Source organism: Streptomyces sp. SID5643 (assembly GCF_009872555.1).
GTDB classification, from domain to species: domain Bacteria; phylum Actinomycetota; class Actinomycetes; order Streptomycetales; family Streptomycetaceae; genus Streptomyces; species Streptomyces iakyrus.
Genome location: NZ_WWIC01000089.1, coordinates 17,347 through 31,631, shown reverse-complemented (window position 1 = coordinate 31,631; position 14,285 = coordinate 17,347). Strand labels below are relative to the sequence as shown.

The 14,285-nt window shown below is 72.8% G+C and carries 14 protein-coding genes; 8 read left to right on the top strand and 6 right to left on the bottom strand.

Annotated elements, in window-relative coordinates; translation table 11 throughout:
• Positions 1-542: adenosylcobinamide-GDP ribazoletransferase (locus tag GTY56_RS11180; RefSeq protein ID WP_161364961.1), on the bottom strand; the 542-nt coding region annotated here is incomplete at its 3' end.
• 60 nt (positions 543-602) lie between these two features.
• Between GTY56_RS11180 and GTY56_RS11175 the strand changes: the two genes are divergently transcribed.
• On the top strand, positions 603-1,364 hold the full coding sequence (locus GTY56_RS11175) for a hypothetical protein (protein WP_161364960.1): 762 nt from the start codon (positions 603-605) through the stop codon (positions 1,362-1,364).
• Here the strand turns inward: GTY56_RS11175 and GTY56_RS11170 are convergent.
• Together GTY56_RS11170 and cobT are read right to left on the bottom strand one after the other, a co-directional pair.
• Complete coding sequence (locus tag GTY56_RS11170; protein ID WP_161364958.1) at positions 1,304-2,002, bottom strand: hypothetical protein; 699 nt, start codon at positions 2,000-2,002, stop codon at positions 1,304-1,306. The genes GTY56_RS11175 and GTY56_RS11170 overlap by 61 nt on opposite strands.
• 134 nt (positions 2,003-2,136) lie before the next feature.
• On the bottom strand, positions 2,137-3,246 hold the full coding sequence (gene cobT / locus GTY56_RS11165; protein WP_161364955.1) for a nicotinate-nucleotide--dimethylbenzimidazole phosphoribosyltransferase: 1,110 nt from the start codon (positions 3,244-3,246) through the stop codon (positions 2,137-2,139).
• A 184-nt stretch (positions 3,247-3,430) separates the two neighbouring features.
• Here cobT and GTY56_RS11160 point away from each other — a divergent pair, with 184 nt between their 5' ends.
• Positions 3,431-4,477 (top strand): class I SAM-dependent methyltransferase, encoded by a 1,047-nt coding sequence (locus GTY56_RS11160; protein WP_161364953.1) that lies wholly within the window; start codon positions 3,431-3,433, stop codon positions 4,475-4,477.
• Between the two features lie 29 nt (positions 4,478-4,506).
• On the opposite strand, the gene GTY56_RS11155 is transcribed toward GTY56_RS11160, so the two are convergent.
• A complete protein-coding gene (locus GTY56_RS11155) occupies positions 4,507-5,706 on the bottom strand; it encodes a bifunctional adenosylcobinamide kinase/adenosylcobinamide-phosphate guanylyltransferase (RefSeq protein WP_161364951.1) in 1,200 nt (399 codons plus the stop codon).
• A 224-nt stretch (positions 5,707-5,930) separates the two neighbouring features.
• Between GTY56_RS11155 and GTY56_RS11150 the strand changes: the two genes are divergently transcribed.
• A complete protein-coding gene (locus GTY56_RS11150; RefSeq protein ID WP_062926420.1) occupies positions 5,931-6,143 on the top strand; it encodes a hypothetical protein in 213 nt (70 codons plus the stop codon).
• A gap of 46 nt (positions 6,144-6,189) precedes the next feature.
• Here GTY56_RS11150 and GTY56_RS11145 read toward each other — a convergent pair whose 3' ends face one another.
• Positions 6,190-6,927, bottom strand: coding sequence for a methyltransferase domain-containing protein (locus GTY56_RS11145; protein WP_161364949.1), 738 nt, complete (start codon positions 6,925-6,927; stop codon positions 6,190-6,192).
• Positions 6,928-7,010: 83 nt separating this feature from the next.
• Positions 7,011-7,610, bottom strand: coding sequence for a DUF3043 domain-containing protein (locus tag GTY56_RS11140; protein WP_161364948.1), 600 nt, complete (start codon positions 7,608-7,610; stop codon positions 7,011-7,013).
• Positions 7,611-7,927: 317 nt separating this feature from the next.
• On the opposite strand from GTY56_RS11140, the gene GTY56_RS11135 reads away from it, so the two are divergent.
• The 5 genes from GTY56_RS11135 to GTY56_RS11115 all read left to right on the top strand — a co-directional run bounded on the left by GTY56_RS11135 (position 7,928) and on the right by GTY56_RS11115 (position 14,262).
• Positions 7,928-8,713 (top strand): PspA/IM30 family protein, encoded by a 786-nt coding sequence (locus GTY56_RS11135; protein ID WP_272923356.1) that lies wholly within the window; start codon positions 7,928-7,930, stop codon positions 8,711-8,713.
• A gap of 23 nt (positions 8,714-8,736) precedes the next feature.
• Entirely contained in the window at positions 8,737-9,015 is a 279-nt protein-coding gene (gene pspAA, locus GTY56_RS11130) for a PspA-associated protein PspAA (RefSeq protein ID WP_161364946.1), read from the top strand.
• 76 nt (positions 9,016-9,091) lie between these two features.
• Entirely contained in the window at positions 9,092-10,309 is a 1,218-nt protein-coding gene (locus GTY56_RS11125) for a histidine kinase (RefSeq protein ID WP_161364944.1), read from the top strand.
• Positions 10,306-10,983 carry a response regulator gene (locus GTY56_RS11120; protein WP_161364942.1) on the top strand — a complete coding sequence of 226 codons (678 nt, stop codon included), beginning with the start codon at positions 10,306-10,308 and terminating at the stop codon, positions 10,981-10,983. Before GTY56_RS11125 ends, GTY56_RS11120 begins: the two co-directional genes overlap by 4 nt.
• Positions 10,984-11,142: 159 nt before the next feature.
• The gene (locus tag GTY56_RS11115) at positions 11,143-14,262 is read left to right on the top strand and encodes an efflux RND transporter permease subunit (protein WP_161364940.1); all 3,120 of its coding nucleotides are present in this window, start codon (positions 11,143-11,145) and stop codon (positions 14,260-14,262) included.
• The last annotated feature ends 23 nt before the right edge of the window (positions 14,263-14,285 follow it).

The following is a 14,285-nucleotide window of genomic DNA, read 5'->3' as shown; positions in this document are numbered from 1 at the left end:
ACCACCCCCGCGACGGCCGCTCCCAGCCCCTCCGGCCGCGCCGCCGGCACCCCGGCCCGGGCCGCCAGGGTCAGGGCCAGCCGGGCGAGGGTCGCGGAGACGACGGCGGCGTACGCGCCCCGGGCCCAGGACGCGTCGTACGCCTGGGCGAGCGCGGCGACCTGCGCGAGCAGGGTGAGGACGAGGGTGATCACCCCGAACGGCCCGATGTCCGACTGCTTCATGATCCGCAGCGCGTCCTCGGCGGGCTTCCCGCTGCCCAGCCCGTCGGCGGTGTCCGCGAGGCCGTCGAGGTGCAGCCCCCGGGTGAGGACGGCCGGGACGGCGACGGTCGCCACGGCGGCCAGCGGCGCGCCCGCGCCGAGGAACAGCAGCACCAGCCCGAGCCCGGCCGCGGCGCCGCCGACCGCAAGCCCGGCCAGCGGAGCGCACAGCATGCCGCCGCGGGCGGCCTCCCGGTCCCACCGCGTCACCCGGACCGGGATCACCGTGAGGGTGCCGAAGGCGAAGCGGAGGCCGTCGAAGGGCGGGATTCCGGGCACCGGCGCAGGCTACCGGCTGGTCAGGAGAGAGGGCACGGCAGCCGAGGATAAAGTGCGCATATGGGATGGTTCGAGCGGAACATCATGGAACCCGGCAAGCTGCCACTGCTCCTCGCCCTCGTCTCGTTCGTCCTGACCTTCCTGATCACCCGGGCCATCACCCGCCTCATCCGGGCGGGCAAGGGCCCCTTCGGCAACGTCAGCAGCGGAGGCGTCCACGTCCACCACGTGGTCCCCGGCGTCATCCTGACGATCGTCGGCGGCTTCGGCGCGGTCGCGGGCGGCCAGTACGGGTTCGGTTCGGCGCTGGCAGCGGTGATCTTCGGAATCGGCGCAGGCCTCGTGCTGGACGAGTTCGCCCTGGTCCTGCACCTCGCCGACGTCTACTGGACCCCGGACGGCCGCAAGAGCGTGGAGATGGTCGTCCTCACCGCGTCCCTCGTCGGCCTGCTCCTGCTCGGCTTCTCGCCGCTGGGCGTCAACGACCTCAACGAGGACCAGCAGCAGAATCGCGCCGTCGCCCTCGTGACCGTCCTGGCGAACTTCCTGTTCGCCCTCATCGCCCTGTTCAAGGGCAAGATCCGGCTCGCCGTCCTCGGTGTGGTCATCCCGTTCGTCGCCCTGGTCGCGGCCCTGCGGCTGGCCCGGCCCACCTCCCCGTGGGCCAAACGGTTCTACCGGAACCGGCCCCGCGCCCGGGCCAGGTCCGCCCTGCGCTCCTATCGCCACGACCGCCGCTGGGCGGCCCCCTCGCGGGCCTTTCACGACTGGCTCGGCGGCGCTCCCGACCCCGAGCCGGCCCGGTCCCTGGAGCGCCGCTGACGCACCTCGCCGACCCCGCACAGCACCAGCACCGCCGTGATGGCGGCGAGGTGCTCCTTGCCCGCGAGGTTCTCCTTCAGCACCACCTCGACCACCATCGCCACGACCACCGCCGAGGCCGTGACGTACGCGCGGTAGCGCCACCCGAGGAAGACGGCCAGCCCCACCACCGCCGCCGACGGCCCGGTGTCCACGACCCAGGCGTCCGAGGCGGGCAGGCCGAGCGGGGAGTGCGGGCCCAGCCGGATGCCCAGGCGTGCGTACAGCGTGCCCGCAAGCGTCGCCGGGTAGGCGAGGGCCAGCGTCCGCCACGGGCCCAGGCACAGCTCGGCGATGCCGAACACCAGCAGGATCTGCCCGAGCGCGCCCCAGACCGGCAGGTCGAGAGCGGGCACGAACAGCGACAGCGGTGTCCGCAGCAGCGCCGACCACAACGGGTCCACGGCCCGCACCCCGCCGGCGTCCTGCACGAACCGGTTACCCCACGCCTGGCCGTGCACGAGGTGCAGCACGGCCGTGAGGCACACGGCCCCGACCGCCAGGGGCACGGCCCGCCACCGCCGCTCGGCCAGCGGCCCGCGCACCGCGGCGTACAGCCGTCCCCATTCGGCGCGGGCCCAGCGGGCGAGCGTGGTCATCCGGCGGTCGTCCTCGTCCGTACGCGGCGGTGTCTGGGGGTGTCCGCGACCCAGTCAAACCGACACCACGTTCCAAGATCGACCGGAACGGGACGAAGTTGAGCCAGGCGTGAGTGACCTGGATCTCGGGAGTGCTACTGCTCGGCGGCCGCCTCCGTCACCTCCGTCGCCTCCGGCTCGGCCGGTGCCTCGGACTCCTTCGGCTTCTCGGGCAGCTCCGCCGCCAGCGCGGCCGAGGCCTGCACGAGGGGCAGCGCCAGCAGACCGCCCGCACCCTCCCCGACGGTCACCCCATGGGCCAGCAGCGGCTCCAGGGCCATCCGGTCCAGCGCCTTCGCCTGCCCCGGCTCCCCGCTGTCGTGCGCGGCCAGCCACCAGTCCGGCGCCCGGAACGCGATCCGCTGCCCGACCAGCGCGCACGCGGCCGTCACGACCCCGTCGAGCACCACCGGCAGCTTGCGCACCGCGCACTGCAACAGGAACCCCGTCATCGCGGCGAGGTCGGCACCGCCCACCGTCGCCAGCAACTGCAGCTGGTGTCCGAGCACCGGCCGGGCCCGGCGCAGCGCGTCGCGGATCGCCGCGCACTTGCGCATCCACGCCAGGTCGTCGATCGCCAGGCCGCCGCGCCCCGTGACGACCGACGCGTCGACCCCGCACAACGCCGCGACCAGCACGCTCGCGGCCGTGGTCCCGCCGACGCTCACATCGCCGAGCACCACCAGGTCCGTGCCCGAGTCGGCCTCCTCATCGGCCACCGCGATCCCCGCCCGGAAGGCCGCCTCGGCCTCCTGAAGGGTCAGCGCGTCCTCGATATCGATCCGCCCGCTGCCGCGCCGCACCCGGTGCCGTACGACGTCCTCGGGCAGCGTCTCCGGGTCGCAGTCCAGAGCCATGTCGACGACCCGCACCGGCACGCCCAGCCGCCGGGCCAGCACCGACACGGGCCGGCCGCCCTCCAGCACCTCGCGCACCAACTCCCCGCCGCTGCCCGCCGGACGGGCCGAGACGCCCAGCCCGGCGACGCCGTGGTCACCGGCGAAGAGCACCACCCGCGGCCGTTCGACCGGCCGCACCGGCACGGCCGACTGCGCCGCCGCCAGCCACTCACCCAGTTCGTCGAGGCGGCCCAGCGACCCGGGCGGCACGACCTGTCGCTCCCGGCGCGCCTCGGCGTCGCGGCGGATCCCGCCGTCCGGACGCTCGATCAGATCGGTGAAGTCGTCGAGATTAAGCGAGCTCATTCGCCGAACAGTACCGGCCCCGGTCGAACAGCACGGCGCCACATCACCCCTCCGTCACGGCGACGTCGTTGCACCCAAGATCGGCATCCCATACGTTCCGTTTTGCAGCGGATTGTCGTACGTGTTGCGTGCGACGTCCCCGCCGTACGTCCATGCCGTACGCCGTCGCCCCCGGGAGCCGCCCATGCCCGCACATCCCGCCTCCTCCGCACCCCCCGCCACCCAGACGACCGCACGGGTCCACGAACCGCGCCGGGAGGACTGCCCCTGGTGCGGCTCCGGCCGGCTGCGCAACCGGCTGCGCACCGGTGACCTGCGGCAGTACAAGCCGGGCGGCTTCACCGTCGACGCCTGCCGGGACTGCGGCCACACCTTCCAGAACCCCCGCCTCACCCCGGAGGGCCTGGCCCTCTACCACCGCACCGCGCGCGGTGCGCCCAGGGACCCGGCGAGCGACGGCCTGCTCGCCCTGCGGAGCAGCCCGCGCCGCCACCGCTCGGCAGCCCGCGCCATGCTGCGCTGCGGCGAACCGGAGAGCTGGCTCGACGTCGGGACGGGCCACGCCCGCTTCCCCGCGACGGCCCGGCAGTTCTTCCCGTACACCGCCTTCGACGGCCTGGACCCCACCCCGCGCGTGGTCCGCGCCCGCACGGCCGACCGTGTCGAGGAGGCCCACGTCGGCCGCCTGACGGACCCCAAAGTCGCCGGCCCCCTGCGCGCCCGCTACGACGTGGTCAGCATGCTCCATCACCTGGAGGGCACGCCGGACCCCCGGGCGGAACTCCGGGCCGCCCTCGCAGTCCTGCGCCCGGGCGGCCATCTGCTCGTCGAGACCCTCAGCCCCCGCAGCGTCTTCGCGGCCCTGCTGGGCCGCTGGTGGCTCCCCTACGACCAGCCGCGCCACCTCCACCTCCTGCCCCCGCAGAACGTCCGCGCGGAACTGGAGTCGGCCGGCTGCGCGATCCTGACGCTCGACCACCGCCCGGTCCACGTCCCCCACGACCTCGCGGGCGCCACGTCCCTGGCCCTCTCGCACGCCCTGCCGGCCCCGGACACCCCCTGGCGGGCCATCCCGCCGCCCCCCGTCCAGCGGCATGCCCGGACCGCGCTGCTCCGCGCCGGCCTGCCCCTGGTGGCCGTGGCCGCGCTGGCCGACCACCTCATCGCCCCGGTCGCCCGCCGTACGCGCTTCGCCAACACGTACCGGGTGATCGCCCGCAAAGCTCCGTAGCCCGGCGTAGGGGCAGCCGTGGGGCCCTGTCAGCCCCGCAGCACCACGGCCTGCCCCGCCACCACCAGCAGCACGTGCTCGCACTCGTCGGCGAACCCCGCGTTCAGCCGGCCGAGTTCGTCCCGGTAGCGCCGCCCCGACGCCGTCGACGGCACGATTCCCGACCCCACCTCGTTCGACACGGCGACCACGGTCCGCCGGGTGACCCGCACCGCCTCCGTGAGCTCCCGCACCCGCTCCCGCAGCACCTTCTCGCCCCGCTCCGCCCACACCGCGTCGTCCCAGGCCCCGGCGGCGTCCATCGCGTCCGTCAGCCACAGCGACAGACAGTCGATGAGCAGGGGCGGCCCCTCCGCCTCCAGCAACGGCACCAGGTCGCAGGTCTCCACCGTCTGCCACGACCCCGGCCGCCGCTCCCGGTGGGCCGAGACCCGCGAGGACCACTCCGTGTCGCCGTTGCGCGACCCGCCGGTGGCCACGTACAGCACGTCCGGGAAGGCCTCCAGCCTCCGTTCGGCCTCCACCGACTTGCCCGACCGCGCCCCGCCCAGCACCAGCGTCCGCCGCGGCACGTCCGGCACGTCCTCGTACGCCCCCACCACCAGCGTCACCCCGTCCGGCACGGCCCGGGCCCCGGCCGCCGCGAGCCGCCGCCCCAGCTCCGGCCCCGGTGGCACGTCGTGGTCCAGATGGACGGCGACCACGTCGGTCGTCGGCCCGACCGCCCCCACCGCCCGCAGCTTCGCCAGTGCGTCCGGCCGCCCCACGACGTCGGCCAGGACCATGTCGTACGACTCGGCCGGCCCCTCCAGGCCCGCCGGCGCCCCGCCCGGCGGCAGATACAGCAGCCGTTGCCCCTCCGGCCCGGTCACCGCGTAGCCCGTGCCCGGCGCGTCCAGTGCCACCGCCCGTACCCGGTGCCCCGTCAGCAGCGTCAACTCCCGTCCGTCCGGCACCCGTCCGGGCTGCGGCAGCCCCGCGGGCACCTCGACCGCCGGCCCGTCGTGCGGATGCGACAGCAGCACCTGCCGGACGCCGGTCAGGGAACGGCCCGCCCGCGCCGCCGCGAACGCCGCGCCCGGCGTCAGGTCGAGCAGCAGCGCCCCGTCCAGGAGCAGAGCGGTGGCCGCCCGCGCGTCGGGACCGAGGGCGGCCGCACAGGCCGCGCAGGGACAGTCGGGGCGGGGCAGCCCCAAGGGCGCGCCGGTGCCAAGCAGAGTCAGTTCCACGCCCCGATTCTCACCCGCGAGCATGGAACACGCGTGATGGAGACGCCCCTGGAGGGGCGCGGGGAACTGCGCGAGCAACCCCCGCGAGCCGGCACCCGGCCGATGACCCGCACCCCCGCAAGCCCTGTAACGCCCCATCCGGCGGAGCGCTTACGCTCTGAGAGGGAGCCGGACCAAGATCCGGCTTTTGCTGTGCAGTGTGCTCACACACATGGGAGGCGTACATGGCGGCATGGACGTGGCGGTTCGAGAAGACCGACGGGACGGAGGTCCAGCCCGCGGTGCCGCCGGAGGAGTTCCCCACCCAGGGGGACGCCGAGTCCTGGATCGGGGAGCACTGGAAGGCCCTCCAGGAGGGCGGTGCCGATCAGGTGCGGCTGTTCGAGGACGCCACGGAGATCTACGGGCCGATGAGTCTGCACGCGGCCGAGGCGTGAGCCCGGCGGGGGCGGGGGCCGAGGGCCCCCGCCCCTCTTCCGTGTGTCAGCCGCGCACGCCGCACAGGTGCAGCAGCGCTGCCACCCCGCGGTAGGGATCCGTCCGCCCGGCCTTCTCCTCCACCGCGAGCAGCGCCTCCACGTCGGCCGGGACCTCCGCGCCGTCCGCCGCCGTGTCGGTGAACACCCGCACCCCGTACCAGGCGTGCAGCGGCGCCCCGATCCCCGCGAGCGTCGACGTCAGGTCCTTCAGCCGGTCGGCGCGTACGTCGAGGCCCAGCCGGATGGGGGTCCCCCCGTTCGAGTCCTTTCGAGAATGGGGGAGATAGGCGGTCGTGTCGAAGGCCGCCAGCGCCCCGGACCAGTCACCGGACAGGCCCGGCAGGAACGCGAGCGCGTCGCCGTTGCGCACGAGCAGCGACAGCAGCCCGCCGGGCGCCAGCATCCGGGCGAGGCCCGCCAGCAGCGGATCGGGCTCCTCGACGTACATCAGGACGCCGTGGCACAGCACCACGTCGAAACTGCCCGGCAGGAAGTGCACGCCGGTGTCCCGGCCGTCGCCCTCGATGATCCGCATCCGCTCCCGGATGCCCTCCGGCTCTCCGGCGAGGGACTCCCGGGCCGCGGCGACCATCGTCGCGTCCTGCTCCAGCCCGGTCACCTGGTGTCCGGCCCGGGCCAGCCGCAGCGCCTGCGTGCCCTGGCCCATCCCCACGTCGAGCACCCGCAGCCGCTGCCCGACCGGGAACCTGGCCACTATCTGCTCGTCCAGCTGGCGGGCCACCAGCTCCTGCCGGACGACATCGCGCAGCCCGCCCGGCTTGTCCAGCCAGGCATCCGCCGCACCCCCGGAGAACGGCGTCGTGGTCAGGGCCGTTCTCCGCGCTTGACCTGCGGCTTCGGCAGCCGGAGCCGGCGCATCTGGAGAGAGCGCATCAGGGCGTAGGCGACGGCGCCGCGCTTGTTCTCACCCGCGAAGCGCTCGGCCAGCTGCTTCTTCAGACGGAAGCCCGTGACGAACGAGTCGAGCACGATCAGCACGATCACCACGAGCCACAGCAGCAGCGCGATGTTCTGGAGCGCCGCCACCCGCACCATGCTCAGTACGAGGATGACCACGGCCATCGGCAGGAAGAACTCCGCGATGTTGAACCGCGAGTCGATGAAGTCACGCGCGAACCGGCGGACCGGCCCCTTGTCACGGGCGGGCAGGTAGCGCTCGTCGCCGCTGGCCAGCGCCTGGCGCTGCCGCTCCAGCGCGCTGCGCCGCTCCTCACGCTGCCGCTTGGCGGCCTCCTTGCGCGTCATCGACGTGTTGGCCACGCTGCGGCGCTGGCTCTGGGCCTGGCTGCGCTTCGGCGTGGGGCGACCCTTGGGGGCCTGTGGGTCGCGGGGCTGCTTGGAGAAGCTCACCGGCGCCTTGTCGGCGTCCTGGGCCTTCTCATCCTTCGCACGGCTACGGAACACAAAACCCAAGGGTAAGGGCTTCCGGGCATGGACCACAGCCCGGTGGGGAACGATCCGGCAACACCAGTCGTCTGTAAGGGGACAGAGGGGACGTTGCGCACGCCTCCGGATGTTTCCCGGGGCGTACGGCTCCGGTAACCCCGGGGACCACCTACTCCCTACGCCGGAGCGGGAGCGCACGCAGTCGTCCTTGGGGATGAGCGCATCCGTCCCCGAACAGTGCGGTAATGGATGCAGGGCCCGTACTGTGGGTTCTGTCGCTGGAGCTGGAACCGGAGTCGGTCAGAAGGGGGCGCGCGAAGCCCATGAGCGGTGTCATGAAGCGTATGGGGATGATCTTCCGCGCGAAGGCGAACAAGGCCCTTGACCGGGCCGAGGACCCGCGCGAGACCCTCGATTACTCGTACCAGAAGCAGCTGGAGCTCCTGCAGAAGGTGCGCCGCGGCGTCGCCGACGTGGCGACCAGCCGCAAGCGCCTGGAACTCCAGCTGAACCAGCTGCAGTCGCAGTCCGGCAAGCTGGAGGACCAGGGCCGCAAGGCGCTCGCGCTGGGCCGTGAGGACCTGGCCCGCGAAGCGCTCTCCCGCCGGGCCGCGCTCCAGCAGCAGGTGACCGACCTGGAGACCCAGCACGCGACGCTCCAGGGCGAGGAGGAGAAGCTCACCCTCGCGGCCCAGCGGCTCCAGGCCAAGGTCGACGCCTTCCGCACCAAGAAGGAGACGATCAAGGCGACGTACACGGCGGCCCAGGCGCAGACCCGGATCGGCGAGGCCTTCTCCGGCATCTCCGAGGAGATGGGCGACGTCGGCCTGGCGATCCAGCGCGCCGAGGACAAGACCGCCCAGCTCCAGGCCCGCGCCGGCGCCATCGACGAGCTGCTCGCCTCCGGTGCCCTGGACGACCCCTCCGGCATGCACAAGGACGACATCCAGGCCGAGCTGGACCGGCTCTCCGGTGGTACGGATGTAGAGCTGGAACTGCAGCGGATGAAGGCCGAACTGGCTGGAGGGCCGAGCGGCGGGCAGCAGGCCATCGAAGGCGGCTCGAACGGGCAGCAGTCCCAGCAGCAGCCGCAGGACACCCCCCGTTTCGACAAGCAGTAGGGGTCCACGCCTAGGAGGGCGACATGATCGTACGGATCATGGGGGAGGGTCAGGTGATCCTGGCCGACGGTCACCTCGCCGAGCTGAACAAGCTCGACGACGAACTCCTGGCGGAAATGGAGAACGGCGACGGCCCCGGCTTCCGCCGCACCCTCCAGGCCCTCCTGACCAGGGTCCGCGACCTCGGCGAGCCCCTCCCGGACGACTCCCTGGAGCCGTCGGAACTGATCCTCCCGTCTCCCGACGCGACCTTGGAGGAAGTCCGGGAGCTCCTCGGCGACGACGGACTGATCCCCGGTTGACCTCGCTGCGCCGGGCGGCGAACCCACCCGACCTCGCCCCGGACGCCGGGCACCGGCCCAGCTACCGTGAACAACCGTGAGCACCCTCGCGCGGGCCAGATGCCGGGCCAAAGCGCATCCCCTGGCGATGGACGCCGTCCTGGCCACCGCCGTCCTGGTCTGCATGGTCGCCGGGTCGTTCGTGGAACCCCGGCACCGGGACAGCGTCAACTGGGTCCTGCGCACCCCCGACCCACTCAGCCTCATCCTCATGACCCTCGGCGCCGCGGCCCTGGTCTTCCGCCGCCGCGCTCCCATGGCGGTCCTCGCCCTCACCGGCACGCTCTCCGTCATCGAGTCCGTCACCGGCGATCCCCGTGCCCCCGTCGCGATGTCCGCCGTCATCGCGCTCTACACCGTCGCCTCCACCACCGACCGCCCCACCACCTGGCGCGTCGGCCTGCTCACCATGACCGTGCTGACCGGCGCCGCCATGGCAGCGGGCCCCCTGCCCTGGTACGCCCAGGAGAACCTCGGCATCTTCGCCTGGACCGGCATCGGTGCCACCGCCGGCGACGCCGTCCGCAGCCGCCGCGCCTTCGTCCAGGCGATCAGGGAACGCGCCGAGAAGGCGGAACGCACCCGCGAGGAGGAGGCCCGCCGCCGGGTCGCCGAGGAACGCCTGCGCATCGCCCGGGACCTGCACGACGTCGTCGCCCACCACATCGCCCTGGTCAACGTGCAGGCCGGGGTCGCCGCCCATGTCATGGACAAGCGTCCCGACCAGGCCAAGGAGGCCCTCGGGCACGTCCGTGAGGCCAGCCGCTCCGCGCTCAACGAACTGCGCGCCACCGTCGGCCTGCTCCGGCAGTCCGGCGATCCGGAGGCCCCGACCGAACCGGCCCCCGGCCTGGACCGCCTCGACGAACTCACCGGCACGTTCCGCAGCGCCGGCCTGCACATCGAGGTCGCCCGCGCCGACCAGGGCACCAGCCTCCCGGCGGCCGTCGACCTGGCCGCCTACCGGATCATCCAGGAGGCCCTCACCAACGTGCAGAAGCACGCCGGGCCCCAGGCCAAGGCTGAGGTCAGCGTCGTCCGCGTCGGACCGAACATCGAGATCACCGTGCTCGACGACGGCAGCGGCGAGCACGAGACCCAGGACGGCGGCGGCCACGGGCTGCTCGGTATGCGCGAGCGCGTCACCGCTCTGCGCGGCACCCTCACCACCGGTCCCCGCTACGGCGGCGGCTTCCGCGTCCATGCCATCCTGCCGGTCAAGAACCGCACACCGACCGGGGAGGACCCCGCATGACCATCCGTGTCCTGCTCGCCGACGACCAGGCGCTCCTGCGCAGCGCCTTCCGCGTGCTCGTCGACTCCGAGCCGGACATGGAGGTGGTCGGCGAGGCCTCCGACGGCGCGGAAGCGGTCCGGCTGGCGAAGGAGCAGCAGGCCGACGTCGTCCTCATGGACATCCGCATGCCCGGCACCGACGGTCTCGCTGCGACCCGCATGATCAGCGCCGACCCCGACCTCGCCGACGTCCGGGTGGTCATCCTGACGACGTTCGAGGTGGACGACTACGTCGTGCAGTCGCTGCGCGCCGGCGCCTCCGGCTTCCTCGGCAAGGGCTCCGAACCCGAGGAACTGCTGAACGCCATCCGTATCGCGGCCGGTGGCCAGGCCCTGCTCTCCCCGGCGGCCACCACGGGTCTGATCGCCCGGTTCCTCGCCACGGACGACCCGGCCGACGGCGACCCGGCGCGCGGCGAACGGCTCGACTCGCTCACCGTCCGGGAGCGCGAGGTGCTCGTCCAGGTCGCCGGCGGGCACTCCAACGACGAGATCGCCGAGCGACTCGAAGTCAGCCCGCTGACCGTGAAGACGCACGTCAACCGGGCGATGGCCAAGCTGGGCGCCCGAGACCGCGCCCAGCTCGTGGTGACCGCGTACGAGTCCGGACTGGTCCGTCCGAGGGTGGAGTGAGCCCGGGCCGGGCGTACTGCGGCCGGAGTATGCGCCGCATAAGGATTTGGACCTGGGGGCTACGGAACCCCCGGTTTCCATGGCTCAGGGTGTAGGGGCGGGCGCTCATCTGCGCGCCCGCTGCCGCTTCTGCCGTTAACAGAAGAGAGACCTTCACCCATGTCCTGGCTGTCCAGGTTCAGCCTCGCGCAACGGGCCTTGATCGGGCTGATGTCGATCATCGCGCTCGTCTTCGGGGCGATCGCGATACCCCAGCTCAAGCAGCAGCTGCTGCCCACCATCGAACTGCCCATGGTGTCCGTGCTGGCGCCCTACCAGGGCGCGTCCCCGGACGTGGTCGAGAAGCAGGTCGTCGAGCCCATCGAGGACGCCCTGGAAGCTGTCGACGGCATCAGCGGCGTCACCTCCACCGCCGGCGAGGGCAACGCCGTGATCATGGCGTCCTTCGACTACGGCAACGGCACCGAGCAACTGGTCGCCGACGTCCAGCAGGCCGTCAACCGGGCCCGCGCCCAGCTCCCCGACGACGTCGACCCGCAGGTCGTCGCCGGCTCCACGGACGACATCCCGACGGTCGTCCTCGCCGTCACCTCCGGCCGCGACCAGCAGGCCCTGGCCGACCAGCTCGACAAGACCGTCGTGCCGGACCTGAAGAGCATCGACGGCGTGGGCCAGGTCACCGTCGACGGCGTGCGCGACCTCCAGGTCACCGTCACGCCCGACGACGCCGAGCTGGCGAAGGCGGGTCTGACCGCGCAGTCCCTCTCCCAGGCGCTCCAGGCGGGCGGCGCGACCGTCCCGGCCGGTTCCTTCGACGAGGACGGCGCCAACCGCACCGTCCAGGTGGGCGGCGGCTTCACCTCGGTCGAGCAGATCAAGGACCTGATGGTCACCGGCGAGCCGGGCAAGGGCAAGCCGGTGCGCCTCGGCGACGTCGCCACGGTGAAGCAGCAGGAGGCCACGGCCGACTCCATCACCCGCACCGACGGCAGGCCCAGCCTCTCCGTCGCCGTGACGATGGACCGCGACGGCAGCGCGGTCGCCATCTCCGACGCCGTCCAGGACAAGCTGCCGGACCTGCGGGGGGACCTCGGCTCCGGCGCGAGCCTCACGGTCGTCAGCGACCAGGGCCCGGCCGTGTCCAAGTCCATCAAGGGCCTGACCACCGAGGGCGCGCTCGGTCTGCTCTTCGCGGTCCTGGTGATCCTGGTCTTCCTGGCCTCGGTCCGCTCGACCCTCGTGACCGCGGTGTCCATCCCGCTGTCCGTCGTCCTCGCCCTGATCGTGCTGTGGACGCGCGACCTGTCGCTGAACGTCCTCACGCTGGGCGCCCTGACCATCGCCATCGGCCGGGTCGTCGACGACTCGATCGTGGTCCTGGAGAACATCAAGCGCCACCTCGGCTACGGCGAGGAGCGCCACTCGGCGATCCTCCAGGCCGTCCGCGAGGTCGCCGGCGCGGTGACGTCCTCGACGCTCACCACCGTCGCGGTGTTCCTGCCGATCGGCCTCGTCGGCGGCATGGTGGGCGAGCTGTTCGGCTCGTTCAGCCTGACCGTGACGGCCGCGCTGCTGGCGTCCCTCCTCGTCTCCCTGACGGTCGTACCGGTGCTGTCGTACTGGTTCCTGCGGCCCCCGAAGGGCACCCCCGAGGACGCGGACGAGGCACGCCGGATCGCGGAGGAGAAGGAGGCGAAGAGCCGCCTCCAGCGCATCTACGTCCCGGTCCTGCGCTTCGCGACCCGCCGCCGCCTCACCAGCGTGGCCATCGCGATCGTCGTCCTGGTCGGCACGTTCGGCATGGCGCCGCTGCTGAAGACCAACTTCTTCGACCAGGGCGAGCAGGAAGTCCTCACCGTCAAGCAGGAGCTGAAGCCCGGCACCAGCCTGGCGGCCACCGACGCCCAGGCGAAGAAGGTCGAGCGGCTGCTCGCCGGCACCGAGGGCGTGAAGGACTACCAGGTCACGATCGGCTCGTCCGGCTTCATGGCGGCCTTCGGCGGCGGCACGGACAGCAACCAGGCCTCGTACCAGGTGATGCTGGACGACTCGGCGTCCCACGCAGACGTGCAGGACCGCATCGAGAAGGGTCTGGCCGGGCTGAAGGGCATCGGCACGACCACCGTGGCCGCCGGTGACGGCTTCGGCAGCCAGGACCTCAGCGTGGTCGTGAAGGCCGCCGACGCGGGTGTGCTGCGCACCGCGTCCGAGGAGGTCCGCAAGGCGGTCGCCTCCCTCGACGACGTCACGGACGTCTCCAGCGACCTCGCGACCAGCGTGCCGCGCATCTCGGTCAAGGCCAACGACAAGGCGGCCGCGGCCGGTTTCAACGACCAGACGCTCGGAGCCGCCGTCGCCCAGGCCGTGCGCGGCACCACCGCGGCCAAGGCGGTCCTGGACGACACCGAGCGCGACGTCGTCATCCGCTCGGCGAAGCCCGCCACGACCCTGAAGCAGCTCCAGGACCTGCGCCTGGGCGGCAAGGTGAAGCTCGGCGACATCGCCACGGTGAAGCTGGTCGACGGCCCGGTCTCGATGACCCGCATCGACGGCCAGCGCGCCGCCACCATCACCGCGAAGCCGACCGGTGACAACACCGGCGCGGTCAGCACCCAGCTCCAGTCGAAGATCGACGCGCTGAAGCTCCCGGACGGCGCCACCGCGTCGATCGGCGGTGTCTCCGAGGACCAGGACGAGGCGTTCGCCAACCTGGGCCTGGCGATGCTGGCGGCCATCGCGATCGTGTTCATGCTGCTGGTAGGCACCTTCCGGTCCCTGGTCCAGCCGCTGATCCTGCTCGTCTCCATCCCGTTCGCGGCGACCGGCGCGATCGGCCTGCTGATCGCCACCGGCACCCCGATGGGCGTCCCGGCCATGATCGGCATGCTGATGCTGATCGGCATCGTGGTGACGAACGCGATCGTGCTGATCGACCTGATCAACCAGTACCGCAAGCAGGGTCACGGCGTCGTGGAGGCCGTGATCGAGGGCGGCCGGCACCGGCTGCGCCCGATCCTCATGACCGCCCTGGCGACGATCTTCGCCCTGCTGCCCATGGCCCTCGGCATCACCGGCGAGGGCGGCTTCATCGCCCAGCCGCTGGCCGTGGTCGTGATCGGCGGCCTGGTCACGTCGACCCTGCTGACGCTGCTGCTGGTCCCGACGCTGTACGCGATGTTCGAACTCCGCAAGGAGCGCCGGGCGAAGAAGCGCGCGGCGAAGAAGGGCCTGACGGCCCAGCGGACGGACGCGGCGGAGCCGGAGCACGCGGGCGTGTGACGGCCTGACCCGGCGGCGGCCGG